The 24,957-nt window shown below is 70.8% G+C and carries 26 protein-coding genes and 3 pseudogenes; 25 read left to right on the top strand and 4 right to left on the bottom strand.

Features of this window, described 5'->3' with window-relative positions:
- Positions 1-15: 15 nt before the first annotated feature.
- Positions 16-762 (bottom strand): DNA-methyltransferase, encoded by a 747-nt coding sequence (locus ACFV9M_RS11435; protein WP_385062698.1) that lies wholly within the window; start codon positions 760-762, stop codon positions 16-18.
- Between the two features lie 576 nt (positions 763-1,338).
- On the opposite strand from ACFV9M_RS11435, the gene ACFV9M_RS11430 reads away from it, so the two are divergent.
- The 11 genes from ACFV9M_RS11430 (at position 1,339) to ACFV9M_RS11380 (ending at position 11,942) form a co-directional block, all read left to right on the top strand.
- Positions 1,339-2,484 (top strand): C40 family peptidase, encoded by a 1,146-nt coding sequence (locus tag ACFV9M_RS11430; protein ID WP_385062699.1) that lies wholly within the window; start codon positions 1,339-1,341, stop codon positions 2,482-2,484.
- Between the two features lie 89 nt (positions 2,485-2,573).
- Positions 2,574-2,882 (top strand): DUF6112 family protein, encoded by a 309-nt coding sequence (locus tag ACFV9M_RS11425; RefSeq protein ID WP_385062896.1) that lies wholly within the window; start codon positions 2,574-2,576, stop codon positions 2,880-2,882.
- Positions 2,882-3,568 (top strand): hypothetical protein, encoded by a 687-nt coding sequence (locus ACFV9M_RS11420; RefSeq protein ID WP_385062700.1) that lies wholly within the window; start codon positions 2,882-2,884, stop codon positions 3,566-3,568. Before ACFV9M_RS11425 ends, ACFV9M_RS11420 begins: the two co-directional genes overlap by 1 nt.
- A 28-nt stretch (positions 3,569-3,596) precedes the next feature.
- Entirely contained in the window at positions 3,597-4,973 is a 1,377-nt protein-coding gene (locus tag ACFV9M_RS11415; protein WP_385062701.1) for an ATP-binding protein, read from the top strand.
- Positions 4,974-5,103: 130 nt separating this feature from the next.
- Positions 5,104-6,570 (top strand): SCO6880 family protein, encoded by a 1,467-nt coding sequence (locus tag ACFV9M_RS11410; protein WP_385062703.1) that lies wholly within the window; start codon positions 5,104-5,106, stop codon positions 6,568-6,570.
- 28 nt (positions 6,571-6,598) lie between these two features.
- Positions 6,599-7,051, top strand: coding sequence for a DUF6238 family protein (locus tag ACFV9M_RS11405; protein WP_385062705.1), 453 nt, complete (start codon positions 6,599-6,601; stop codon positions 7,049-7,051).
- 24 nt (positions 7,052-7,075) lie between these two features.
- Entirely contained in the window at positions 7,076-8,581 is a 1,506-nt protein-coding gene (locus tag ACFV9M_RS11400) for an ATP-binding protein (protein WP_385062707.1), read from the top strand.
- A gap of 33 nt (positions 8,582-8,614) precedes the next feature.
- Positions 8,615-9,076: a hypothetical protein gene (locus ACFV9M_RS11395; protein WP_385062708.1), complete on the top strand. Its 462-nt coding sequence runs from the start codon at positions 8,615-8,617 to the stop codon at positions 9,074-9,076.
- Between the two features lie 27 nt (positions 9,077-9,103).
- Complete coding sequence (locus ACFV9M_RS11390; protein ID WP_385062709.1) at positions 9,104-9,802, top strand: hypothetical protein; 699 nt, start codon at positions 9,104-9,106, stop codon at positions 9,800-9,802.
- Positions 9,803-9,934: 132 nt separating this feature from the next.
- A complete protein-coding gene (locus tag ACFV9M_RS11385) occupies positions 9,935-11,080 on the top strand; it encodes a hypothetical protein (protein WP_385062710.1) in 1,146 nt (381 codons plus the stop codon).
- 97 nt (positions 11,081-11,177) lie between these two features.
- Positions 11,178-11,942: a hypothetical protein gene (locus ACFV9M_RS11380; protein WP_385062711.1), complete on the top strand. Its 765-nt coding sequence runs from the start codon at positions 11,178-11,180 to the stop codon at positions 11,940-11,942.
- A 319-nt stretch (positions 11,943-12,261) separates the two neighbouring features.
- Here the strand turns inward: ACFV9M_RS11380 and ACFV9M_RS11375 are convergent, their stop codons facing one another.
- Positions 12,262-12,639 (bottom strand): STAS domain-containing protein, encoded by a 378-nt coding sequence (locus ACFV9M_RS11375; protein ID WP_385062712.1) that lies wholly within the window; start codon positions 12,637-12,639, stop codon positions 12,262-12,264.
- A gap of 148 nt (positions 12,640-12,787) precedes the next feature.
- On the opposite strand from ACFV9M_RS11375, the gene ACFV9M_RS11370 reads away from it, so the two are divergent.
- Entirely contained in the window at positions 12,788-13,267 is a 480-nt protein-coding gene (locus ACFV9M_RS11370; RefSeq protein ID WP_385062714.1) for an ATP-binding protein, read from the top strand.
- A gap of 34 nt (positions 13,268-13,301) precedes the next feature.
- On the opposite strand, the gene ACFV9M_RS11365 is transcribed toward ACFV9M_RS11370, so the two are convergent.
- Positions 13,302-13,574 carry an ANTAR domain-containing protein gene (locus tag ACFV9M_RS11365; RefSeq protein WP_385062715.1) on the bottom strand — a complete coding sequence of 91 codons (273 nt, stop codon included), beginning with the start codon at positions 13,572-13,574 and terminating at the stop codon, positions 13,302-13,304.
- Between the two features lie 435 nt (positions 13,575-14,009).
- Here ACFV9M_RS11365 and ACFV9M_RS11360 point away from each other — a divergent pair, with 435 nt between their 5' ends.
- The 4 genes and pseudogenes from ACFV9M_RS11360 to ACFV9M_RS11345 all read left to right on the top strand — a co-directional run bounded on the left by ACFV9M_RS11360 (position 14,010) and on the right by ACFV9M_RS11345 (position 18,736).
- The gene (locus tag ACFV9M_RS11360) at positions 14,010-14,744 is read left to right on the top strand and encodes a hypothetical protein (RefSeq protein ID WP_385062716.1); all 735 of its coding nucleotides are present in this window, start codon (positions 14,010-14,012) and stop codon (positions 14,742-14,744) included.
- Between the two features lie 50 nt (positions 14,745-14,794).
- Positions 14,795-15,451 (top strand): hypothetical protein, encoded by a 657-nt coding sequence (locus tag ACFV9M_RS11355; protein WP_385062718.1) that lies wholly within the window; start codon positions 14,795-14,797, stop codon positions 15,449-15,451.
- 97 nt (positions 15,452-15,548) lie between these two features.
- Positions 15,549-17,337, top strand: a pseudogene (locus ACFV9M_RS11350) (type IV secretory system conjugative DNA transfer family protein).
- Between the two features lie 226 nt (positions 17,338-17,563).
- Positions 17,564-18,736, top strand: coding sequence for a DnaB-like helicase N-terminal domain-containing protein (locus tag ACFV9M_RS11345; RefSeq protein WP_385062720.1), 1,173 nt, complete (start codon positions 17,564-17,566; stop codon positions 18,734-18,736).
- A gap of 71 nt (positions 18,737-18,807) precedes the next feature.
- Here the strand turns inward: ACFV9M_RS11345 and ACFV9M_RS11340 are convergent, their stop codons facing one another.
- Positions 18,808-19,194 carry a hypothetical protein gene (locus ACFV9M_RS11340; RefSeq protein WP_385062722.1) on the bottom strand — a complete coding sequence of 129 codons (387 nt, stop codon included), beginning with the start codon at positions 19,192-19,194 and terminating at the stop codon, positions 18,808-18,810.
- A gap of 220 nt (positions 19,195-19,414) precedes the next feature.
- Between ACFV9M_RS11340 and ACFV9M_RS11335 the strand changes: the two are divergent.
- The 9 genes and pseudogenes from ACFV9M_RS11335 to ACFV9M_RS11295 all read left to right on the top strand — a co-directional run.
- Positions 19,415-19,525, top strand: a pseudogene (locus tag ACFV9M_RS11335) (DNA methyltransferase); the annotation flags it as partial.
- Positions 19,526-19,640: 115 nt separating this feature from the next.
- Positions 19,641-19,907: pseudogene (locus tag ACFV9M_RS11330) on the top strand (DNA cytosine methyltransferase); the annotation flags it as partial.
- Positions 19,908-20,381: 474 nt separating this feature from the next.
- The gene (locus ACFV9M_RS11325) at positions 20,382-20,543 is read left to right on the top strand and encodes a hypothetical protein (RefSeq protein ID WP_385062723.1); all 162 of its coding nucleotides are present in this window, start codon (positions 20,382-20,384) and stop codon (positions 20,541-20,543) included.
- A gap of 93 nt (positions 20,544-20,636) precedes the next feature.
- Positions 20,637-21,242 carry a DUF4913 domain-containing protein gene (locus ACFV9M_RS11320; protein WP_385062725.1) on the top strand — a complete coding sequence of 202 codons (606 nt, stop codon included), beginning with the start codon at positions 20,637-20,639 and terminating at the stop codon, positions 21,240-21,242.
- A complete protein-coding gene (locus ACFV9M_RS11315) occupies positions 21,239-22,018 on the top strand; it encodes a glycosyl hydrolase (protein WP_385062726.1) in 780 nt (259 codons plus the stop codon). Before ACFV9M_RS11320 ends, ACFV9M_RS11315 begins: the two co-directional genes overlap by 4 nt.
- Complete coding sequence (locus ACFV9M_RS11310; RefSeq protein ID WP_385062728.1) at positions 22,015-22,491, top strand: hypothetical protein; 477 nt, start codon at positions 22,015-22,017, stop codon at positions 22,489-22,491. Before ACFV9M_RS11315 ends, ACFV9M_RS11310 begins: the two co-directional genes overlap by 4 nt.
- Positions 22,488-23,156, top strand: a complete 669-nt coding sequence (locus tag ACFV9M_RS11305; protein ID WP_385062729.1) for a hypothetical protein — start codon at positions 22,488-22,490, stop codon at positions 23,154-23,156. Before ACFV9M_RS11310 ends, ACFV9M_RS11305 begins: the two co-directional genes overlap by 4 nt.
- An 11-nt stretch (positions 23,157-23,167) precedes the next feature.
- The gene (locus ACFV9M_RS11300; RefSeq protein WP_385062731.1) at positions 23,168-23,575 is read left to right on the top strand and encodes a hypothetical protein; all 408 of its coding nucleotides are present in this window, start codon (positions 23,168-23,170) and stop codon (positions 23,573-23,575) included.
- A gap of 418 nt (positions 23,576-23,993) precedes the next feature.
- A complete protein-coding gene (locus ACFV9M_RS11295; RefSeq protein WP_385062733.1) occupies positions 23,994-24,836 on the top strand; it encodes a winged helix-turn-helix transcriptional regulator in 843 nt (280 codons plus the stop codon).
- Positions 24,837-24,957: the final 121 nt, after the last annotated feature.

The raw sequence follows: 24,957 nt of genomic DNA, 5'->3' as shown, positions 1-24,957 counted from the left end.
GTTCCGCTCTCATGGTCATGCCTCTGGTCCGGCCAGGTCGAAGTCGTCCTTCGTCAACTCGGCGCGGAGCCGCTGCTCGGCCACGTCGGCGTAGTGGGAGGACAGCTCGACACCTACGAAGCGGCGTCCCTCGCGCAGTGCGGCGACACCCGTGGTGCCGCTGCCGGCGAACGGGTCGAGGACGACGCCGTCTTCGGGGCAGACCTGGACGAGCTGCTGCATGATTTCGACCGGCTTCTGGGTGATGTGGACGCGGCCCTTTCGGGGCTGGGAGGCGATGTAGTGGCCGGGCAGGTAGAGGTCGCGTGTGTTGTCGAGGGAGCCCTTGACGCCCCAGACGATGAACTCGGCGTCCTGCTTCGGTCCGCCCTTGCGAGGCCGGCTGGCGGGCTTGATCCAGGGGATCGTTCCTGACCAGGTCCAGCCGGCCATCTGCAGGGCGTCTGTGGTGGTTGGCTCCTGGCGCCAGTCGGTGAAGACCATGGCGACCGAATGCTCGGTGGCCGCCCGGTACGCCTCGGTGAGCAGCTCGGTGAGCCAGGAGCGGTAGGAGCGCTGGTCGCGGTTCTCGCCGGGGAAGTTGGCGAGGTCGTGGGCCGAGTTGCTGGTGACGTACTTGGCGCGTGCGGTGCGGCCGGTGCGGTCCGCGCTGGTGCGTCCGCCGGAGTTGTACGGGGGGTCGGTGATCACGGCGTTGACGCTCTCGTCCGGGAGGGACTTCAGCACGGTGAGGGCGTCGCCTCGGTGCAGCGTGTAGCTCATGTGGAGGGCCTCTTTCAGGGCACAGGGGTGTTGGGCCCGCTCCGGACAGCACTCAACGGTGTGCGTCTCGGGCGGGGTTGTGCCGGAGGTTAGCGGCGATGTCCGGCCGGGCCTAACGAGGTGGACCGCGCTGCGAGCCTGGGTCCGGGAGTCGTTTGGCACGGCCGGAATCCCGGTCTACTGTCTCGCCGTGTCACCGGACCGGAGCCTCGCTTCACCCCCGCTGACCTGCGCTTGTCCGCGCTGTTTCCTCCGAACGAGCAGCGGATTAGGCGCATCGTCCTTCGTTCCCCACGCCGCCAGGAGCTTCGGTGTACTGCCTGAGATTACGAGCGCGGCCGGCTGCCGCGCATGGCCTGACACCGGTGTCCGGGAGCTACCGACTCCCCTGACCCGGGCCCGCCCGAGCGGCGGATGCACATCGGCGCGGTGCCGACGGCTTTGCACGAGAAGTCGGCACCGCGTCTCCTACGAACACCGAGGAGCCGCTGCGATGCAGCATGCCCTGATACGTCCGCGCCCCGAACCTCCGCCGTCACCAGGCCGGCACCGCCGCCTCAGTGAACGGCGGCGGCGATGAAGAAGACCACCGGAGCCGTCCTGGGTCTGTGCGTGTCCGGTCCGCTGCTGCTGGCCGTTCCCCTTCTCGCCATCGGGGCCGGAACCGCCTCGGCCTCCTGCTCGACCGACGGCGCACAGGCTGTGGACACCGCCGCTGTCGCCACCCAGGTGAAGGCCATTCTGAACGGCGGCGACAAGGGCTCGGTCTCCGTGCCGGGCCTCGCCGACCCAGCCGAGCAGGTACCGAACGCCAAGACCATCCAGGCCACCGGCGTCGCGATGAGCATCCCGGCCCGAGGACAGGTCGTGGCCCTGGCCACCGCCCTGCAGGAGAGCGGCCTGCGGAACCTGACCTACGGCGACCGCGACAGCTTGGGCCTGTTCCAGCAGCGTCCCTCGCAGGGCTGGGGCACGGCGGACCAGATCCTCGACCCGGTGCATGCCTCGACCAAGTTCTACGAAGGGCTCCAGAAGGTTTCGGGCTGGCAGTCCCTGTCCATCGCCCAGGCCGCCCAGGCGGTGCAGCGGTCGGCCTACCCCGAGGCATACGCGAAGTGGGAGCCCCTGGCCACCGCCCTGCAGAAGGCCATCGAGCCGCTGCTGCCGAAGGCCGATGATGGGTCGTCGAGTCCTTCGCGGTCCGGCTCATCCGGCACCGGCGCGGCTTCGCTCAGCGCCGCGGGTGGCTGTTCGGCGGACGGGGACGGGACCGACTTCGGCACCATCCCGGCCGGCGCGGTGCCGGCCGAGTACGAGATCCCGTCTGACGCTCCTGCGAGGGTCCAGACGGCGATCCGGTGGGCGCTCGGCCAGCTCGGCACGCCGTACCAGTGGGGCGGGACCTGCAAGGACTCCCACGGTACGGACGCGATGGGCCGGTGCGACTGCTCGTCCTTGATGCAGCAGGCGTACAAGGCCTCCGGGGTCACGCTGACGCGGACGACATACACGCAGGTCAAGGAGGGCAAGGCGGTTTCGGTCGACGCCCTTGAGCCGGGTGACCTTCTCTTCACGGGAGGGACGGCTGCCGTGCCCGAGCACGTCGGCATGTTCATCGGGCAGGGCTTGATCGTGCACGCCCCGCACACCGGTGACGTGGTCCGCATCACGACCCTCGCGTCCTGGAAATCGCAGATTCTCGCGGCCCGCCGAGTCGTCTGACCGACGCCGCCCCTTCCCCTTTTTCTTCACACCGCCGTTTGGCCTCGACGGGCTTCGGCGCGCCATGAATCGAACTGGAGTTCGCAATGATGTATCTAACTGACCAGGTCATCCAGCTCGCCTACGATCCCGGGATCAAGCCGAACGAGGGCGGCCTGCCAGGTCTGTCCGTCCTCAAGCAAGTGATGGGCTCGATCAACCTGTTCGGCCTCGTCGCTGTGGTCGGTGCGCTCGCCCTCAGCGCGGGCGTGTGGGCCTGGGGCCACCACTCCGGCGGCCACCAGGCGGAGGCGAACGGGAAGAAGGGCGTGCTGGTGAGCGCCGGCGCGGCCCTTCTGATCGGTGCGGCGAACGGTGTGGTGGCGTTCTTCAGCACACTGGGGACGCAGGTCCACTGATGGCTTCGCACTCCTCGAACCCCGGCGGCGCATTTCGGGTGCGCCGCCGGGCGCTGCTCGGCACCGTCGTCCTGATCCTGTTCGTCGCCATCGCTGGCCTGACCGCTTACCTCACCCGCGACGGACGGGCCTCCGAAACCCCTGATCCACCGTCGAGGTCGTCCACGGCTGCCTCTCCCTCCGCGTCGCCGTCCGGATCGGTCACACCGCACACCGGTTCTCGTGTTCTTCCGGTCCCGCCGAAGACCAGCGACCCGATCACGTTCGGGAAGGCAGCCGCGGCAGCGCTGTGGTCCTACGACACCCGCGCGTACTCGCGGACCGAGCTGCGGCAGGCTTTGCGCGGGTGGTTGACCACGGAGGCGAAGTACACCGATCCCGGCTCGGTCGATGAGGTCGTCCCCTCGGCCGTGCTGTGGAAGGAGATGGCCGCCAACGGCCAGTTCGCCACCGCCAAGGTGAACGAGGGGCACTTCCCGGACGCGTTCACCCAGGCCCTTCAGGAAGACCCCGGCGCGATCACTCAGGCGTACGTCTACGCCGTCACGGTCTCCGGCAAGCAGTCGATCGCCTGGAAGGGCTCGCCCGCCGGCGGTACGGAGAGCCGCGCCACCACCCTCGCGGTCCAGTGCCGGCCCGACCATCCCTGCGCCCTGGTCGGCGTCATGCCGTCCGTCTCGCCCTGACCCCTCACGTAAGGAAGGAGGTACCCACATGGCAGTCTGCGACCTTCCCTTGATGGACAAGGTGTGCGGCGCCGTCGACTTCGCCACCAACCCCGCCGGCACCGTCACCGACGGCATCGGCGCGTGGATCGCGAAGTCGGCGGGCGAACTGGCGGCCAGCGCGGCGGATCTCGCCGCCAAGGCCGTCAACGAGACGACCGCCATCGACCTCAACGCCGGCTGGTTCCGGGACAGCTACGAGCTGCTGCTGCCCATCGGGCTCGCGCTGACCGTCGGCACGTTCTGCATCCAGCTCATGTTCGCCGCCTGGCGGCGGGACGAGCGCGCCTTGGCCCAAGCGGCGATCGGCACCATGACCGGCGTCCTGTTCAGCTTCTGCGCCATCGCCTTCACCACCGTCGCCATCACCGTGGTGGACGCCCTGTCCGACGGCCTGTTCCAGGCAGCGAACACCTCGGTCGACGACGCGATACGCCGCGTGGTGAAGGTCAACCAGTTGGGGGCAATGTACGGCCTGGGCTGGGGCGTCCCGGCCCTGGTCGCCGTGGGCTGCGCGATCGGCGCCTTCCTGTACTGGGGTGTCATGGTCGCCCGCAAGGTCGGTGTCCTGGTCATGGTCGCCCTCGCCGTGTTCGCCGGGGCCGGCGGTGGCTGGGAGGTCGCCAAGCGGTGGCGGCGCGGCTGGATCGAGGCCACCGCTACCCTGGTGGTCTCCAAGCTGTTGATGACCGTGGTCTTCCTGATCGGTGTCTCGGCCATGGGCAAGAGTGACGCCAGCGACGGTATGTCGGCCCTGTCCGACGCGATGGCCGGCATCGTCGTGATGGTCCTGGTACTCCTGTGCCCGTACGCAACGTACAAGTTCGTTCACTGGGCCAGCGACGGTGGCGGTCACGACGACCTGCACCGCACCGGCGTCGCCGGCATGGCAGTCGCCGCAGGGGCGGCGAAGACCGCGGGCAGCCTGGCGATGCAGGCCGGCAGCGGAACGCCCGCCCCGCAGGGTCCGAACCAGCTCCCCGGTGCGGGCACCGACGGTGTCGCCTCCGGCATCAACCCCTCCGGCGGCAGCCTCAGCAAGGAGGGCATCGACGCGGGTCCGCCCAAGCCGCAGACCCGCTTCCGCTACGGCGAAGACCCGAACGCCACCGGCGACAAGGGCCAGGCCCTTGTCCAGCGCCCCGGCATCCCGCCGCTCATCACGCGTCCCGGCGAGAACGAAGCGAAAGGGGCGGAGGCGACGACCGCCCAGGGCATCACCGGCGGCTCCGATCATCTCGCCGGTGCGTCGACGCCGGGCGGCAGCATGACCTCCGTGCCGCCTGCCAACCCCGCGCCCTCGGCCGCCGGTTCTCCGACGCCGACGAACTGGGCGTTCCCCACCCAGCCGCCGTCGGATTCCTGACGCACCACACCCGGGGGTGGGCTGTACTCCACGGCCCGCCCCCACCCGACCAGCAGAAGGGTTCTGCCATGCCTTCCAGAAGAGCGCCGCGCGCCCCGCCCTCCGCCCGCTCCAACCGTCTGGAACCACCATGTCCGGCAAGGACCAGCCCCCTACAGCCACCGTGAAGTTCCCCCACCGCAGCAGGCGCGGCATCCTGCTCGGCCTGACCGCCCCGCAACTGATCGCCGCCGGCCTCACCGGCCTTCTCCTGCTCGCGGTGGTCCTCGCCCGCGGCGTGGTCGGCGCTCTGCAGCTCATCCCGCTGTGGGCCGTCATCGCCCTCCTCGTCTTCGCCCGTCACCGTGGCCGTGCCCTGGCGGACTGGGCGCCGATCTTCACCCGGTATGTCCTGCGCCGGATTCGGGGCCAGCTCATCTGGCTCACCCGGCCCTCCCGCCGACCGACCCGCGAGGGTCTCCTCCACCTGCCCGGCACCGCCGCCAGTCTGCGCGTGGCCACCGCCCCCGACGGCCGGTACGGTGCGGTCCACGATCCCCACAGCGGCACCCTGACCGCCGTGGTCAAGGTCTCCTCCCGTGCCTACGCGCTGCTCGACCCGGGCACCCAGCAGGCCAACGTGGGCGGCTGGGGACGCGCGCTGGCCGCGCTCGCCCGCACCGGGCAGATCGCCCGCATCCAGGTCATCGAGCGCACCGTCCCGGACTCCGGCGACGCGCTTCGCCGCTACTGGGAAGAGCACGGCCAGCCGAATGCCCCCACGACCGGCGCGATCTACAGCGAGCTGATCCAGAGCGCGGGCCCGGCGGCGGCCCCGCACGAGGCGTACGTCGCGGTGTCGCTGGACACAAAGGCGGCGCGACGCCTGATCAACCAAGCCGGCTGCGGCCTGGCGGGCTCTTTCAACGTTCTGGCACAGCTGACCTCCACCTTCGACCAGGCTGCGCGGACCGCCGGGCTCAACCCCACCGGCTGGCTCACCGCCCGCGAGATCGCGGCCGTCGTACGCACCGCCTACGACCCTAAGGCCCTCGCGATGCTGGACCGTTGGTCACCCGCCGACCGTCCCGAGGCCGAGCCCGCCGCCGCCGGGCCGGTTGTGGTCGTCGAGAAAGCGGACCACATCGCGACCGACTCGGCTGTCCACGCCACGTACTGGGTGGAGAACTGGCCCAGGACCGAGACGTCGGCGGGCTTCCTGCACCAGCTCCTGTTCACCGGCGGGGTCCGGCGCACCCTGTCGCTGTCGTACGAACCGAAGGGACTGGACGCCGCCCTGCGCGATGTCCAGCGCAAGAAGGCCAGCGTGATCGCCGATGCCGCCGAGCGGGCCCGGCGCGGCCAGGTCGACTCCGAGGCGGACTCGATCGAGTACCAGGACATCAAGTCCCGTGAGCGCCAGCTCATCGCGGGCCACGCCGATGTCGCCCTGACAGGCCTGCTGACCGTCTCGGCCGACTCCGAGGACGAACTGCGCACCGCCTGCGCGGTCGTCGAGACCGCCGCCGTCGGCGCCCAGCTCGACCTCCGGCCGCTGACCTGGCAGCAGGCCGAAGCGTTCACCGCCGCCGCCATGCCGCTCGCGCTCGCCGCCTGACACCCACCCCCTTCGAAAGAGCACCCCCATGTCCCGCACCGCCAGCCCGACCGCGCAGGACTTCGTGCCCTTCGCCACCGCCGCGATCGACTTCCACCGCGCGCTCAACCTCCCCGGTGGCCCGCTCGTCACCACGCGCGCCGAGCTGGACGCCCTGCACGCCCACCTCATAGCACTGTGCGGGCTGCTCGATGCCCATGCCGCCCGCACCGGTCAGCTCGTCCCGGTAGAAGGCGACCAGCTCCGCACCGCGCGCACCCGAATCTGGCAGGCCGCCGACCACATCCACGCCGCCTACCACGCGGCGCCCCGGCCGGACTCCGGCGAGGTGCCCGAACCCGAGGTGTGCCAGGCCGGCCTGCCCGAAGGGGCGCCGGAGCTGACCATCTGCCAACGCCACCAGCGCACCGCACATCTGGTGCGCCGCCGCACGACACCAGCCGACCTGCACGCACCGTTCACCGGCCTCATCCGCCGCTGACCCACCCCGCCTGGAGGAACACTCATGCCCCGCACCCGCGCCAGCGCCTCCCCCCTGTTCGTCCCCCACAAGGCATCGCGAACCGAGCGGAGGGCCGCCCGAGCCGGTCTCGCCGAGGCCCGCCGCCAGGCCCGCCTCGCCGGTACACCGCCCAAGCACCGTGCCGAAGAGACCTTCGACCCGGAACTGCGGTCGGCCTACCCAGCGGCCGGCCGTCCCGGTCCGGCCTCGGCCCGGGGCGGCAAGCTCAGGCTGCCCGCCCACCGGATGACCACCGCCACAGCTTCGGGGGCCTATCCCTTCGTGGCCGAGGGCGGCCTGGGGGCGGAAGGCGTCTTCATCGGCCGTGATGTCCACGCGGAAGCCGCCTTCTGCTTCGACCCCTTCTCGCTGTACAGCAGTGGCCGGATCGAGGGCTTCACGAATCCCAACGCGGTCCTCGCCGGGATCATCGGCATGGGCAAGTCGGCGCTCGCAAAGTCCATCGCCACCCGGTCGATCGCCCACGGCTACCGGATCTACATCCCCTGCGACCCCAAGGGCGAGTGGACGTCCGTCGCGCAGGCCCTCGGCGGCTACAGCATCGCGCTGGGCCCTGGGCTGCCGGGCAGGCTGAACCCGCTGGACGCGCCGGCCCGGCCCGCCTCCGTCAGCCAGGACGACTGGACGACCGAGGTCCGAAAGCGCCGCCTGCTGCTCCTGGCCAGTCTGGCGCGCACCGTACTGAAGCGCGATCTCCTGCCGATGGAGCACACCGCCCTGGACCTGGCCCTCGATCTGGTCGTCGCCGAGGCAGCCGCCCGTGACACGGTGCCCCTGCTCGGCGAGATCGCGCAGGCCCTCGGCTCGCCCGAGCGCCTCGACCGGGCCCTCGGCCACCAGGCCGGGCACCTCGGGTCCGCCGCCCAGGACCTCGCGCACGCCCTGCGCCGCCTGGTACACGGCGACCTCAGCGGCATGTTCGACGCCCCGTCCACGGTGGCCTTCGACCCGACCACGCCGATGCTGTCCATCGACCTCTCCCGCCTCGGCGGCTCCGGCGACGACACCGCGCTGGTCCTCGCGATGACCTGCGCGAGCGCGTGGATGGAGTCCGCCCTCGCCGACCCCGACGGCGGCCGACGCTGGGTGATCTACGACGAAGCCTGGCGGCTGATGCGGCACGTCGGCCTGCTCGAACGCATGCAGTCACAGTGGAAGCTCAGCCGTGGCCTCGGCATCGCGAACCTCATGGTCATCCACCGGCTGTCAGACCTGCTCTCAGCGGGCGATGCCGGCTCGCGCGGCCGGGTACTGGCCGAGGGCCTCCTGGCCGACTGCTCCACCCGCATCATCTACCGCCAGGAGCCCGACCAGCTCGCCGCAGCCGCTTCCCTACTCGGCCTGACCGGCGTCGAGACCCAGGCGGTGTCCGCCCTGACCAAAGGCCGGGGCCTGTGGAAGGTCGCCGGCCGCTCCTTCATCACCCAGCACATCCTGCACCCGGCCGAACGCGAGCTGTTCGACACCGATGCCCGCATGTCGGCTTAGCTCAACCAGCCCTGTCTGTACTGGAGTTATCCCTTGCGTTCGACCATATCGCCAGCAGACCACCGAACACTCGGAAACGTCCGAACTCCGGCCGCACTCTCCCGCATCGGCAAACCGATCGCCGATTGCAACGACCGTCTCGCTGCCGCCCGTCCCGAAGAGTTCAATGAGCTGTTCTCCACGGCCCTCACGGGCGACTTCGGCCTGGTGGCCCAACTGCACCAAGCGCTCGAAACCGCCTCCGAGTGGTGCCGCACCCACGGTGCCCGGGGCAGCGCCGCCGAGCTGGACGTCCTCGCCGAGCGCCTGGCCGATCTCGGCGAAGAGCTGCACCTCGTGGGCGAGGGCATCAGCCACGAGATCCGCTCGCTTCGAGCAGCAGCGGCAGCCCGTACCTCTCCGGCTGTCTCGGCACGAGAGGTCTCCACCGGTCCACCGACCGAGTCCGCTCGTCCGCAGCCGGCCCCCGTTCGCCCGCTGTCAAGCTCACGGTGAAGACCAGCACAGGAACAAGGTGCAATCATGTCTAGTTCTTCCTCTTCTCCCGCGTCGGCCGAGAACCCGCCGCCGGCTACCACCGGTCGCCCAGAGTGGCGGCAGCACCTCCCGGCACTGGCCTCCGCAGCCGCCGGCATCAACCGGGCTTCCGACGCCTGGGATGCGGTCTCGGACTCCTTCTGCGATCAGGACGGCTGGCCCCTCGACGAGGACGCCTACGCGGACGGCCAGGTGCAGCGCGACGCCGAGGCGTGGAAACACGTCGAGGTCTTCCTGGACCACGGCCCCGAGGTACTGGCCGCAGTCCGCGCCGCCGCCAACAGTTCCGACCACGTCGAGGGGCCGATCAGCGACGACCTCCGGCGGCTGCGCGGGATCGACACCATCCTCGAACGAGCAGGTCAGCTCCGCCACGAGTGGGACCAGGTCATGAACCTCATGGACGCCTCGCTCCCGGGCTCACGCAAGCTTTATCAGGAGCGTGCGGAGGAGCACCGCAACACCGAGGGCTGGCACTACGCGCACGAGCTGTCCTACCAGGGACCAGCGCTCGTCCGGGCCGCCGAGTACCTGGCCGACCGGGCGGACGCCGAACAACCCTCGCAGACCGAACGCGCCCGCGTGGCCCTCACCCGGTCCGCTCCCGACGCCCGCGGTGTCCCGCCCGCTTCGCCTCCCGTGCCCCCGACGTCGAATCCGCCGGCCCCCGGTCGTTGCCGCTGACGCTCCCAGCACAGTCGCGGCAGCACCGCACCGACCGATCGCCGGATCCTCATGGATCACCGCTCCCCATCCAGCCCCACGCGCCTGCGGCTCACGCCGCCGGCCCGGGGCATCCGGCTACAGAGAACACCCATGCACCCCGAAAACACCCTCGTCACCTTCGAGCAGGAGGGATCGCGCGTCCTCGCGTGGATCAGCGCGTCGTACTTCCCGCCCGTGAGCCGCGCTTCCGAACAAAGGCACCGGTACGGCCACCTCACTGCTCCCCTCCGGCAGCGCGGCCTGGAGTGCACCGTCGAGTACGGCCTCAGCGACTACATCGTCCACGCCGAGCTTCCCGACGGCAGTTCGCTGATCATCTCGCCCCCGCAGGAACCGCCCTCCGAGCACCCCGAGTCACCCGAGAGCTGGACGGTGACCCGCCACCGGTCCGCCGAGCCCGCGATGTACGAGGTGATCTACGACTCGGACCCCGACGGCCCCCACGCCCAGCACGGCGGCAGTGTCCCGCATCTGCTCGCAGCCGTCGACGCACGCCTGGACCGACTTGGCGTGCCTCGGCGAGGCGAGCAGAAACGATCCCCCGAGGAACACGCCGCCGGCGCGGTGCTCCACCGCGCCGGCTTCGTTCCCGCCGTGGCGTTCGGCGGAAAGCACCACTACCGCCTTCCCTCAGCCATGACCGACCCGGCCAAGCAGCGGCTGGCAGTGACCCGGGCCTTCGACATGCTGCAGGCCGAGGGCTTCCACCTCGCCGGCGACCCTGCCCTCTTGGACCCCAGCCTCCCTCTTACCCGGGGCCACGAGATGAGTCTCGGCGACCGTCTCGGGCACCTGGCCCAGTCCGTCCAGGCGGCGACGCACCCGAGCGAAGCCGTCGCCTCGCTGAGCGAACTGACCGCTCCCGGCGACGGCGTCCTCCAGCGGATCGTCGAGATCCTCGACACGACGGCCGACTTGTGGGAGGGCCTCGGCGACACATCCGATCACCGCTACGCGACCCGCCTACGCCTCATCGCCGAAGACCTGGATTCCTACGCCGTCGAGCTTCGAGCGATACGCAACGACCTGGCCGACCGCCACACAGCCCACCCAAAGCAGGCTGCGGCACAGGCGAGCCGGACCGGCCCGTCGTCCTCTGCCTCACCGCGGGTGAGCGCCGCTCTCGCACCTTCACCGTCACTCGGACAGCGCACGGTCCCGATCCGCCCGCCGACGGAACCGTCCGCGCGCACCGCGCTGCCGTCCACACGCCCCGAGTCCGCCCGCGGTCGCTGACCACCCACCGCTTTGGAGACCTTCGTGTACCGCACCGGCAGAAGCGAATCGGCCCTCGACCACCACTGCGACCGAGCCGACGCCGGATGGATCCGCCATGCCCAGTCACTACGACGTGTTGCCCGATCTTGCCTTCGGCCACCACCCCGTCCACGGCATCGTCGCCGCGAACCCGCAGAACCGCGCAGCCAGTACGTGGATGTTGGAGCGGTTCGACTTCCACCCTGTTCCGAACCAGCCGACGCTGTACGCACTGGCCGATCAGGAACGTGACGGACGGGGCCGTACGGCCCAAGCAGTCGCGCTGCTGCGCAAGTCCGGCTATCAGGTCGACGTGGACGCCGCGTTCGAGCCCGCGCCTGCATCCGATGCGGTGCCCGCCCGCGACCGGGTCCCGCTCGGTGAACCCGATGTCGCCTTCGCCGAGCATCCCCGGCTCGGCGTTGTCGCGGCCATTGACGACCGGACCTCCGGGCTCACCGGACTCGCCCTGGTGGAAAACGGCTGGCGGCACAACCCGAACCTGGACATCTACACCTTGCCCGCCACCACCGGCCGGGACGAGGCACTGGGAAAGGTCGCCGACGCCACGCTGTCGCTGCACCGGTCCGGCATGCGGGTCGCGGTGCAACCCCGCCTCGCCCAGGACGTAGCAGCGCGCCCCCGTCCTGCCGTCACGACGGCCACGTCCCGTGAGCGCAGCCAGGGCACATCCCGCGCATCTCCGGTCAGCGCTGCCGCGCTCGCCACCAGTCCGGCCCGTGCCGGCCTCCCGGGCAAGGCACCGGTCCCCACGCCCGTCGCCCCCGCTGCGGCGGCCCAGCCGGTCGACCCCCGCGTCGCGTTCTCCCGCCCCCGTTGATCCAACACCCATAAGGAGCGAGTTCCATGGCCGTTACGTAAGGCACGGACGTGACACCCCGCATCTCCCAGCGACGACGGGTGCGGGGTGTCAGCCATGCCCGGAACTCCCTGAACAGCAGCGGTCTGCGAGCACGCGGTGGACACGACCACCAGAGGGCGGCGCAAGACGCTCGGGGTCTTCGTGCCCGTGTGGCGCCCGAGCCTCTGCCGCAACCTCGACTGGCCCGAATACCTGGAGAGGCCCGACCAGAACGCCACTCAAGATCATTGACTACTTCGGTCGCGCGTGTCGGCTGCCACCGCTGGCCTTGGGAACCTCAGACGGTGAGGGCCTGGCGAAGCGTTTCACGGCAGTCGATGACGGCGTCGACGCCGACAATGCTCAGGGTGCGCATCACGGACTCGCGGACAGCGGCCAGGCGGAGCCAGCCGCCGGCCTCGCTGAGGGTTCGGTGGGCGGCGATGAAGATGTTGATGCCGCTGGAGTCCATGAAGGTGACCTGGTGCAGGTCGACGACGATGCGGGGGCGAAGGACGCCGGAGGCGTCCAGGGCGTGGCGGAGCGTGTCGCCGGTGTGGTGGTCGATCTCTCCGGCCAGGGTCACGACGCGGATGCCGTCGGTTTCGGTGCATACGGCCGACAGCTGGCCGGGCTGCTCAGCGCGCTCGGTGTCCGTCATCTCTTCCTCAGCCATGCCCGTGATCCTGGCACACTCAGTTCTTCGACGCGCAGTGCCGCCCGTCGGCATGGTACCGGCGACGTCTTTGAGTGGCCGAGGCAACGGATGTACGCATGCATGATCCGCGCGTGCGCGGGCACACGTGGGAAGTTGTGGACAGGGAATGAAGGCGGCCGTGGTGGAACCAGTCCCGAAACGGGAAGACAGCCCGATGCCTGGCGGCCGGCTCATACAGACCACTGTGGCCTTGGAAGGGGACGGCGCGTGCATCGCCCAGGCCCGCCACTTGGCCGCGGACTTCCTCACCCGGGTGCAGGCCGAGCACGGCGTGCCGGTTTCGCAGCGCGCCATGGACCTGACACAGCTGGTCGTCAGCGAGCTGGTCACCAACGCCCGCAAGTACGCGCCCGGACCGGTGCTGATGGATCTCCGCATCGTGGGCGAGACGGTCGAGGTCGTGGTGTGGGACTCCGATCCAGTGCTGCCGGTGGCCCGGGCCGCGGACGCCGGCCGGGTCGGGCAGCACGGCCTGGAAATCGTGATGGCCGTCGCCCAGTGCTTCGAAGCGCAGCGCGAGCCGGTCGGTAAACGCATCACCGCCGGCATTGTTCTCGCGGACGTCGCCGGCCGCGCGGGCGCCTGACGCCGGCCCCCGTAGGAGACGCGGCGGCCTGCTGTCAGCGGCCGGAGCGTGAGCCGGTGGCGTGGCGGGCGAGGGCCGCGTGCAGCTCCCCGACAAGGACGTCGGGCAGTGCCGCGCCCTGCGCGTGCTTGAGCAGGTACTCCGCGACGGCGGACAGTTTGATGTTGGTGTGCTGGGAAACCTCCCGCAGCACCGTGAACCCGTCGGCAGGGCTGACCTGACCCAGCACGGTCAGGACGCCGATGGCCTGGTCGACGACAGCGTGCGAGGCGAGCGCCTGCCTGAGCTGCCTGTTCTCCGTCTGCACACGCTTCAGCTCCGCCGCCAGCGCCGCAACCGGTGCTGGCGCGGAGGACGGACGGGGATGCGTGGATGAGGCCATGGCAATCACCGAGGAAGACAGCGGACAGGAGCACCCTCACACACCTGCCCCGGCTACTTGCCAGCATCCATCACATTCCAGCACGCCACCACGCGAAGGTCGCCGGGTTCGGTTCTGGAGACAGCCCGGCGGCTCGCTTCCCAGCCGCACCGGGTCAGGCCACGACATTGCTTAGCTGAGACATCACACCTTGGGCATCGGGTGCCGGTTCTGCGGAGGCAGGTGGGCGGCACTCCCCCATCGGAGTATTCCCAGTCCTGGCGAAACGGTGCACTACTAGCAGTCTTCGGCCGGGCCAAATCGCGGATTCGACGCATCCTCCTTCCCTGACGGTTCGTCCCCAGCGCTCAGGAGGCTCACGTGCCTGCTCCTTCGATCACCATCACCTCCGAGTTCAGCGGCAGCGTCGTGGCAAAGGGTGCCACCGACGAGCTATCCGCCTCGCTCCTGAAGCACGCCGGCTTTCAGCAGATCGACGACTGGTACGGCCGACGCCATCGCCTTCCCACCACCACCCCAATCGCCGACAAGGTCGCCATCGCCACCCACGCAGCCGAGATGCTCCGCGCCGCCCGCTACAGCGTCGACCTCCCTCCCTCCTTCGACACGGCCCGGATGAGCACTCCGGCATACTCCCTCGGCCCCTACACCGCCGGAGCGGAACTCCTCCGGATCACGGACCGGATCAGGTCGGCCGAGAACGGTGCCGACCTCCAGCAAGCGGTCGACCACCTCCTTCACCCCGAGCACGGCGCTCTGGAGCGTCTGCGGGAAGCGCTGGAGGTAGCGGGCGAGCAGATCAACGACCTCGATGGCGAGGCATACGCGCTCGCCGACCGGTTCGGCTCCGCCTCGGAGTTCGTCAGCTCGGCGCAGTCGGAACTCATCCACTCCGAGGACGAGCTGCGCCGTGTCTGCAGCGCGCAGCCTCAGACCGAGAGGCGAACGCACCCCCCGAAGCTGCCCGAACACCGGACTGCTCTGGCCACATCGCCCGCAGCGGCGAAGGCCAAGGTCTCCCCGGCCCTCGGCGGCGAAGCGACACATCACAGCGCGGCCGCACGCCCTCCGCACGCCCCTGGTCCGCGGAGGTGATCCGACACGCACCCGGCTTGGTCGCCCACGACAACCACCAGGGAGCACTCGTGCCCGACTTCTATCCGAGCATCGGCGACGCCGTAGGCGCCGCGATGCAGCACAACATCCGGCTCGCCCACGGCCCCGACAGGCCACTGCAGGTCCGTCACCTGCCCAGCGCTTCCGCCGACCCGTACTCCATTCCTGGGATGATCGCCCGTCTCACCGAGGACGCGACGCCCGACGAGGTCGCGGGGATCATCGAGGAGGTCAACGGTGCGCTGGGCGGGTCTCTGCCTAAGCTGACCGAACTCGTCGCCGCCGCAGCCGAGTGGACCCGCGTCCGTCTGGCGTTCGACGATCCGCACCACCACCCCGCCTTCGAGACCTGGACGCGGCTGGCCGCCGCCCACGCGATGCTCCAAGACGTCCAGGAACAACTGGAGGTCGCCGAGGACGGGATTGCCGCGTGCCCTGCCGAGCGGACCGACCCCCGGCACCACGAGAGGGTCAACGTCCTGCGGACCCGGGAACTGCTCGACGACGTCCTCGGCGCGGATGCGGTTCCCGGACCGGCTTCCGCCCGGGATCCGGAAGCGGACCGGCAGCGTGCCGCCCGTACCTCCTCGCCGCAGGTCGGCCCCCGACGGCCGTCGTCGCCGACCAGCCCCCCGGCCGCCGCGCCGCCCCCGTCGGCGGCACGACCCGTCACCCGCCGACGCTGAACCGTTTCGCTCGATCCCCAAGGAGGAGTGAGCCCGTGAGCTGCACGAGAGCCGAGCGTGCCCCGCCCCCGCCCACTCGCACACCCAAGGAACCGCCGTGCCCTCCCCGCGCACCAGCGCGCCGTCGACCACCACCGGGTCGGACGCGCTTCTCTACCTCCTGTTCGGCGTCCTCGGCGCTGCCATGGCCTTCGGCTCGCTCGCCTGGCTGACCGGCAACCTCACCAACGCCGCCGTCGGCAGCGGATCGTGGTCCCCGTTCCGCGCCACCGACGGCCTGCTGCACCCCGAGGTGCTGTGGCCGGCTCTGAGCCCCGCCGCGCTGCTGGTCGGCGCCCGCGTCGTCCCCGGCCTACTCACCCTGGCCCTGATCACCGCTGGCGTGGTGCTGTGGACGCGCCAGCGCTCCGGCTCCAAGTCCGGTCTCGCCCGGCGGGCCGACCTCGCACCGCTGCTGGACAAGGAGATCACCGCGAAGGCGAAGAGCCTGCGCCCGTCCCTGGGCGACCTGGAGTGCAAAAGAGGTCGCTCCCGCTGACCGCGGCATTCTGCTCGGCACTCTCGACCCCGGTCGTGCCGAGGTCCGCGCTTCCTGGGAGGACGTGATCGTTGCGATCATGGCCCCGCGAAGCGGGAAAACCTCCGGCCTGGCGATCCCCGCGATCCTCTCGGCTCCCGGCCCGGTCCTGCTCACCAGTAACAAGGCCGCGAACGACGCCTTCACCGCCACGGTGGACGCCCGCGCCAAGGTCGGCACGATCTGGACGCTCGACCCCCAGCAGATCGCCCACCATCCGCGCGAGATGTGGTGGGACATCCTGGCCGACGCCCGTGATCTGGCCGGGGCGAAGCGGCTCGCCGGGCACTTCGTAGCCGCGAGCGTGGACGAGTCGAGCGGCTCCGACTTCTGGTCCACCGCCGCGAGCAACACCCTCGGCGCGCTGTTCCTGGCCGCCGCGAGCCACCACCGGCCGATCACCGATGTTTTGGCCTGGCTCGCCATGCCGGCCGACCGGACCCCGGTGGACCTGCTCACCGATGCCGGCCACGACGCGGTCGCCGCCCAGCTCCAAGGCACCGTGTCGGGCGCGACCGAGACGCGCGACGGCATCTACGAGACGGCGCGGCAGTACGCGAGCTGCCTGCTCGACCCGGACGTCGCGGCCTGGGTCACGCCGAACGAGGATCTGCCCCAGTTCAAGCCCTTCTCCTTCGCCACCTCCCGCGACACCCTGTACCTGCTCAGCAAGGACGGTGGCGGCAGCGCGAGCGCGATCATCGCGGCGGCGGCCGACGCCGTGATGCGCGCGGCCGTGGTCGTCGCCGAGCGCTCCGGCGGGCGGCTCGACCCGCCCGCGCTGTGCGTCCTGGACGAGGCCGCCAACGTGTGCCGCATCTCGGATCTCCCTGACCTGTACAGCCACCTGGGCAGCCGGGGCGTCATCCCCATGACGATCCTGCAGTCCTACCGGCAAGGCCAGCGGTGCTGGGGCGAGGCCGGCATGGACGCCCTGTACTCCGCCGCCACCATCAAGATCATCGGATCGGGCATCGACGACGCCGACTTCGCCGACCGTCTCAGCAGGCAGGTCGGTGACCACGACGTCCAGACCGCCTCGGTGTCGACGAGCGAGGGTGGCAAGTCCACCTCAGTGAGCATGCGCACCGAGCGGATCCTGCCGCCCGACGCTATCCGCGCCCTGCCCAAGGGCAAGGTGCTGCTGCTGGCCACCGGCATACGGGTCGCCATGCTCAACCTCAAGCCCTGGTACAAGGAGCCCTCCGCCAAGGTGGTCGGGCCTGCCTCCGCCCGCGCCACGAAGGCGATCACCGAGCGGGCCCTCGCGAAGACCATCGGCCACGACGAGTCCGGGCTTTCGGCATGAGCGCGCCCACACCGCGTTCGGGGCGGCTGCCGTGCTCGTCGATCGTTTTGCGCGAAGGCCGGTGGTGGCTGGTCAGCGGGGCCGGCTCGATTCCCACCTCCGATCCCGCGTTCACCGCCGCACTGGACGACTTCGCCCAGGCGATAGCCGCTGCCAACCGGGCGGTCGCAGGCCTGCGTACTCAGCAGTGCGAGTCCTCCACGTCCGACGACGCCGGAGGCCGGCTATGAACCCGCTGCTGAGTGCCGAACAGGCGGTCCTCGGCTCCGTGCTCCTTGACCCGTACCAGCTCTCACACCTGGACTGGCTCTCCCCGGATCACTTCTACCGACCGGTCCACCAAGCGCTGTTCGCCGCGCTCCGCACACTTCGGAGCGACGGCCACCCCGCCGTCGAGTCCAACGGGCCGGTGCCGCTGTCGTGGGTGACCGACGCGGTCGACAAGGCCAGCCGTCACGTCCGGGGGCTGACCGCGTCATACGCCCACACCCTGGTCCAGGCATGTCCGCACCCCGAACATGCCCCGGTGTACGGCCGCATGGTGCTGGAGGGAGCGATCCACCGCACCGTCACCCAGCACGCCATCCGCCTCCACCAGGTGGCTCGGGCCGACGCGTTGCAGGGTGAGGTCTCCGGAGCACTGCGCTCGGCGGACGTCCTGTCCGGAGTACTCACCGATCTCGCGCGGCGTTGGGGAACCGAGCCGCGTCCGGTCGCTCCCGCCACCCCGCCGGCCACCGCCTCGGCCGCCCCGCCGCCGATCCGGGCCGAACAGGTCGCCGAGGACGAGCGGTTCCTCCTGGCCGTCCTCGTCGAGCAGCCGATGGCCATGGAGAAGGTGGTGGCCTGGCTGCGGCCGGGGGACTTCGCCGACCCGGCACACGGGCAGCTCTACCGGTGCCTCGGCGCGTTGCACCACCGGGGCGAACCCATAGACCGGATCACCCTGCTCTGGGAAGCGCAGCGGCGCGGCCTGTTGGCCGACGGCACTCTGTCGGGCGAGCAGTTGACCGCCGTCTGCGACGGCGTGGGTGCCGGCAGCGCCGAATGGCTCGGGGAACGGGTGATGCGCTCCTCCCTCACGCGCACCGCAGCCGCCTCCGCGCGTGCCGTCCGGGCTCTGGCCGAGGACGAAGCCCTCGTCCCCGGTCGGCTGATCAACCATGCCCTGCACGCGCTCGGTCCACTCGACGAGGTGCGCGCCCGCTGGGAGACCGCGAACGGCAACCCGGCCCCGGAAACGCCGGCCTCCGCGCCCGTGCCGGACGGGCCACCTCCGGCCCGGGTGCACGCCGCCCTCACCCGCAGCACGCCGCGCCCAACCCCACCGCCCTCGGCCCGGCCTGGCTCTGTGCCCACCCCGGCCGCTGCACGGCCGCCCTCACGCGGCCACAGCTGAAGCCCTCTCTCTTGGACATCACCATGAACAGCACCCCCAGCTCTGACATCCGTGCCATGCGTACCACGGCCTCAGCCTTCGACGGCCAGCGTGGCAAGCTCCCGGTTCCCGGGAGCCGCCACCGCTCGCCCGACGTGGGCGCCGTCACTAAGCAGATCTCCGAACTCGGCGAGCTGATCACCGATCTGGGCAACGAGGCCCTCTTCCGTGCCGCAGCCCAGGAGCACGAGTTCCACACCGCCCGGATCATCACCGGCTTCGCTGCTGCTGTGCGCCCCGCCGGCGAGGCGGCCTCCGCCCTCGGGGCGGTCGCCCACCAGCTCTCCTTCCTTGACCAGATCGACCATCTCCGCGACCAGCCCGATGCCCAGGATGCCCGGGAGGCCGCGGTGCGGGTAATGGACGATGCGCTCGGCACGGCGGATACGGCACTGCGCGAAGCAACCACCTCCCTTCACGCCGCGTCGGAGACCGTGTCGCCTCCGTCTGTTCGGCTCCGTGCCGCCCGCAGCCGGTCCACGAACGCAGCTCCCCCTCTGGTCCCGCCTCCGCCTACCGCCCAGGCAGACACAACTCCTGCGGGCCTGATCGTTCGGAGCCGGTGACAAGCAGACCACCATCGCGCGCCCTCCGCTGATCGGCTCGCTGTGCTCGGGTTACGGCGGGCTGGACCTCGGTGTGCAGTCCGCCCTCGGCGGGACGCCGGCCTGGCACGCCGAGGTCAATCCGGACGCCTCGCGCATCCTGGCCCGGCACTGGCCCGGGGTGCCCAACCTGGGTGACATCACGGCCGTCGGCTGGTCCACCGTCCCCCGGGTGTGCGTCCTGACGGCGGGCTTCCCCTGTCAAAGACGTCTCGGTCGCCGGCCGCCGGGCCGGACTCAACGCCCACACCCGCTCCGGGCTGTGGCTGCACGTCGCCCGTGCGGTCAAGGCCCTCCGACCCTGCTTGGTAGTGATCGAAAATGTCCGCGGCCTCCTCACCTCCCCCGCCGGTTCCCCTGGCGACGTGGAACTCTGCCCGTGGTGTCTGAGAGACACCGCAGGCCAGCCTCCTCTGCGGGCACTCGATGCCGTACTCGGATCCCTGGCCGACCTCGGGTACGACGCGAAGTGGCTCGTGCTTCGGGCCTCCGACATCGGGGCACCGCACCGCCGCGAGCGGACCTTCCTCACCGCCTGGCCCGCCGAACACCCTGCTCAAGACCCCGACCAGCAACATCGGCAAGAACGGCGGCTCACAGCACCCTGCCAAGCGGAAGGGCGGGGGCCACGGCCCGAACCTGGCCGACGAGGTCGAGTGGCTGCTGTTGCCGACCCCGAAGGCGTCGGACGGAATCAAGGGGTCGCCCAACCAGCGGCACGGCAACGGGGACATGACCCTGCCGAGCGCGGCGGCCTCGCTGCTGCCCACGCCGAGGGCCAGCGACACGGGCACACCGGGCCGTCGCCCCGGGAAGGGCTGGCGTCCCCCCTTGTCGGCAGTGATCCTGCCGCTCTGGGCGGAGGAGGCGCCGGAGGCCGAGGAGCGGACCGGCGATGGGGAGCGTACGCAGCCGCCATCACCCGATGGGAGAGCCTCACCCGTCCCGCGCCCGAACCCACCGACGCGGCCGGCCGGCTCCGTGCCGACTTCGTGGAGTGGATGCAGGGTCTCGACGCCGGCTGGGTCACCGCCACCCCGGGGATCGGACGCCCGGCGCAGCTCACCGCGCTCGGCAACGGCGTCGTCCCGCAACAGGCGGCTCGGGCTCTGCAGTTGTTGGCACCGTCCTTCCCGCGCTGCCCCCGCTGTACGGCCGTGTAGCGCCCCACTACCGGGTTTTTCCGGCCGGTCCAAACCGCGGTTTCTCCGGATCCTCTCGGGCATGTCGCCGTCTCACAGATGGAGCACGCGCCCATGTCCGACACCAGCCCGACCACCCCCGCCCCCGAGCCATTCCGCGTTTCCGACGGGGACCTCGACGACCTCGCCAGCGCCCTTGCCAAGACCATGGCCGAGGTCAGGCAGCACGGCGTCATCCTCGACCGCCTCGGCTCCGAGCCCGATCCCGTACCCGCTGCCGGCCAGCAGGCGGACGGCGCTCCGGCAGCCGGGGCGGCCGACTCCGCGCAGGCCGACGGCCCCTCCTCGGTGTTCATCCTCGCCTTGGGCGGGGAGGCATACGCCGTCGAACTCGCCGCGCTCAGCGACTGGGTGAACTACCTCTTCCTCCCCGTGTACGGCCGGGAGATCAGCACGACGCGTCCGTGGTGCGCGCAGTGGTACGAACACCCGGAGGCCGTCGCCCGACTCCACGCGCTCTGGCTCGCGTGGCAGCAGTTCACCGATACGGAGGCCGGCCTGTCCGGTCCTTCGATTTGGCACCGCGACCACCTGGACCAAACGCTGGTGCACCTGCGCGCCCCTGACGGGCCCTTCGCGGCATGTACGACGAGCGCCAACCGCCCCAACCACCGCGTGCTGGCTGCCCCGGCGCCCGAACAGTCAGGGGTGGCGGCGTGAACGACGCCTTCGACCTCGCCCTAGCTGGCCTCGCACCCGCCGATGCCGCCTCCGAGGAGGCGGTGGAGAAGTTCTGGTCCGGTGATCTGACGGCCCTGTCCCAGTACCCCACCACGCCCCACGGCTCCCACAGCTTCGTCCTCGCCCGCGACCGGTCGGTCACGTGGGGGATACCCGGCGCGCCGCAGGTGATGGGGATTGCGGTCGTGCGGGATCTCAGCCAGCGTACGTTCACCCTGGAGACGAGCTACCACGCCAGCGTGCCCTTCGCCCAGAACTGGCTGGTCGAACGAGGCTGCCCGCCCAAGCAGATCCCTCTGGTCCGCGACGACTACGCGAAGCCCGCCGACGACCTCACTCTCCAGGTCGAGCAGCAGATTCGGCAGTCGGGCACTCGTTACGAGGTCCTCGACACTCACACCTCGGTCTCCGACCCGTGCGAGACGTGGACGCTGGCCCGTGACTCCCATGCCGATCAGGCTCCGGTTCGCGTCTTCCACGAAGAGTGGGATCACGACGCCAGCACGTACACGATGCGCGAGGGAGCCTTCGCCGACGTGGGTGCCGCCCGCTCCTGGCTGGACGACCACAGCGAGCCGCTGCCGGAACCACCGGAGTACAGCGATCACAACGGAGCCGTCGTCCGGGCCCGCATCGCCCGCATCGCTCTCGCCCGGTCGGCCGGTGCTCCCGCGCAGCCGAAAGCCGGCCTCGACGCTCCCCACACGCCCACGGCGGGACAAGTCCAGCGTCCGGTGCAGGGGAGGCTGTTGTGAGCCGCGCCCGCTTCGCGTTCGCCGCGCACCCCGACGCCATCGCCGACCTGCGTCAGCTTCCCGATGAGATCCGCGACCTGGCGCTGCTGGAACTGCAGAACCTGGTCCACGGGAGTAACGACTGCCTGCCGTTGACGGGCCGCCTCGCCGGGTTCCACAAGGTCTACGTCGACCCCTCCGTCTCCTACCGGATGGTCATCCAGTTCCGTCCGGCCCCACCGACCTCGACCCACAGGCGCGAGATCTACCTCGTCGCGGCCGGGAGCCGGAAGGACTACTCGGTCTACCGCTCAGCCCACCTGCGCACCGACCCCCGGCACGACGTCGAGAACGACTCTGCCACGCAGGCCCGCGTGCAAGCCGCCCGGTCCCGGTCGCCGCTCGTCACCGATCGGCCGACGGCGAGCCCGGCAGCTCCTCCAGCAGCAGCCCCGCCCCCGGTCGCCGCCCCCCGAAAGGTTTCCCAGCGTTGACCGCCAACCGCGCTCCCCTGCCCCGTACCGAACTGGCGGACCTTCTCACCGACGCCGCGCAGAGCGTCTCCGGCATCCTCACCGCCGAGTACCCGACGGCCCCCGGCCGCTCCTACCTGCACCCAGTACTGGGCGCGCTGTCCGCCGGGCCCCAAGTGGTCGGCGAGCTGAACGACCGTCTCGAAGAGTTCGTGGCCGCCGAGCCCTGCCCCGCCACCCCGGTGGGCCTGTTCGCCCTGGCCTCCTACGCCTCCGCGCTGGGGTGGCTCACCGAGTCCTTCGCCGAGCTGACTGCGTCGGTCGACCAGATCTGCACCCGCGTGGGCATCCCCACCGAGCCGCGCAACCCGGTCGTCACCGCGCACGACGGCGCCGAGCGGGACGGCGAGTTTGACTTCGCGTTCAGCGCACTGGAGTTGGCGGGGATCCGCGCCGCGGCCGAAACCGCCGGCCTGGCCCCGGACGACTACGTCGAGGTCCTCTCCGAGTCGCTGCTCGCCGCCGCCCGGATCACCGACGCCTGCATGGAGATCTCCAGTGGCCTGGCCGAGGACGCCGCGTACGTCCTCGACGAGGCAACCGACCACGTCTGGATCGGCGACGGCCCGGACAGCCTGCCCACCCTGGTCCGCTCCCTGCTCGCCCGGATGGACGCGGCACAGTGAACCCGTGCGACGTGAACACGCGCCCCGGTGCACACCTCGTTGCCGCGATGCTCGGCATCTCCGAGAACAGCACGCTCAACATCACGTATCGACCCGACGAGCCGCTGTACAGCGCCGCGACGCGGGTGATCGGGGCCGTATACGAGCTTGACGTAATACACGGCCGGGTGACGGACGCGGTCAAGAACCCTCTCCGGCTACTCGAATCCACCGGTCGCGGTGAACTCGGCGGCGCGCGGGTGTCATACGCGCTGCTGAGGACCGCGGTCCCGAGGCTCGGAGACCTTCTTGCTCAGCAGGACCGGTTACGGCCAGCTCGTCGAGCCCGCAACCGCCTATCAGCATCTTCCACGCGAACCGGATTCGGCGCATCGCTCGGCGAAGAAGGCCCCGAGGCTGAGCCAGAAGCAGACTACTGACCGGGATGATGACTGGGCCGTCGCACGGTGGAGACCCGGCTCGTGGCCCTCGAAGCCGTCGAGGCCGGCGGCCTCCGGATCGGCCTGACCGGCATCGGCGACGACCCCCCTCTCGAATGAAACGGACCGGCGTCCCCGGCAGCTGGTCGAGACCGTCCAGCGGCTGATCGCCGACGGACTCGTCAGCCAGGACGCCAGCGAGAACCTGTACCGGCCCGGCCAGCTCCTCGCGCTCACACCGCAGGGTGAAGCCGCCCTTCGCAATGCGCGCGCGACGACAACACGTGTGACCGCCGCCCTCGGCCGCAGCACCACCCCGGCCAACTCCCGTGCCCCACCGACTCAGCCGCCGTGCCCATCGTCAGGACGTCCCCTATGTCCTCCCGCTCCCGCTGACCCACCCCGACAGGACGCCACCATGCCCGCCCCTGCACAGCCCCCCACCTTCCCCATCGCTACGATCGACGCTCAGCGCGTTGAGGACGCGCTCACCCGGATCGGTCCGAAGTGGACCACTTGGTCGGCGATGACCCTGGCCCAGGAGGGCCGCCCCATGCGCGTGCGTGACGTCGCCGCCCGGCTCCCCTTCGTCAGCGAGCAGTTCGTCGGCAAGCGGCTGGCACAGATGCACGCTGACGGGCTGGTCACCCGGACTGACGACCGTCGCGGGGCGCCGTACCGGCTCAGCGCGCTCGGCCAGTCGCTGGCCCCAGTGCACCGCACCGTGTCGGACTGGTCCCGTGTCTACCTGTCGCAGGGCACCATGGCCGAAGCCGAACGCGTCGAGGACGCCCTGCGCCGGCTCCATCTTCGGCACTCGACCGTCATGATCCAGGTCTTCGACGCGGGCGGCCCGATGCGGTTCGTCCACATCACCGAGAAGCTCGGCCTGGACAACGGCAACACCCGGCAGCGACTCCTCCGCCTTCAGGCCGACGGCCTGGTCGCCCGCACCGGCCCGCGCCACGGCGACCCCTACGTCCTGACCGATGCCGGTCAGGCGCTGGGCGCCGTCTATGCGAGCGTCGAGCACTGGAGCAGCCCCCTTCCAGAGCGCAGGACCTCGTCGGTTCCGCGCCCCGTCGCGGTGGCCGCTCGCACGCACACCGGCGTCCCGCTGTCGGTAGACGATGCCCGGACCGCGGCGGCCATGCGCCGCAGCGCTGCCGCGTCGAACGCCCGGTTCAGCCATGCTCCGCAGCCGCAACCGCGGGTGCCGGCGGCCGTGACCGCCCAGTCGGCCCCGGGCCGGGCCCGGTGATCCGGGTGGTGCTGAGAACCAGAGCCGTTCCGCCCCCGCTGCGGCGTCCGCGTGCGCTCCGGCCGTTCGTTTCGCCGCGCACGCGGACGCGTTCCCTTCCTACGCGTTCGGAGCTTCGACC

Source organism: Streptomyces sp. NPDC059895 (assembly GCF_042731035.1).
In the GTDB taxonomy this organism is placed as follows: Bacteria; Actinomycetota; Actinomycetes; order Streptomycetales; family Streptomycetaceae; genus Streptomyces.
The sequence above is the reverse complement of the archived record's forward strand: the minus strand, read 5'-3'. Positions and strand labels throughout refer to the sequence as shown.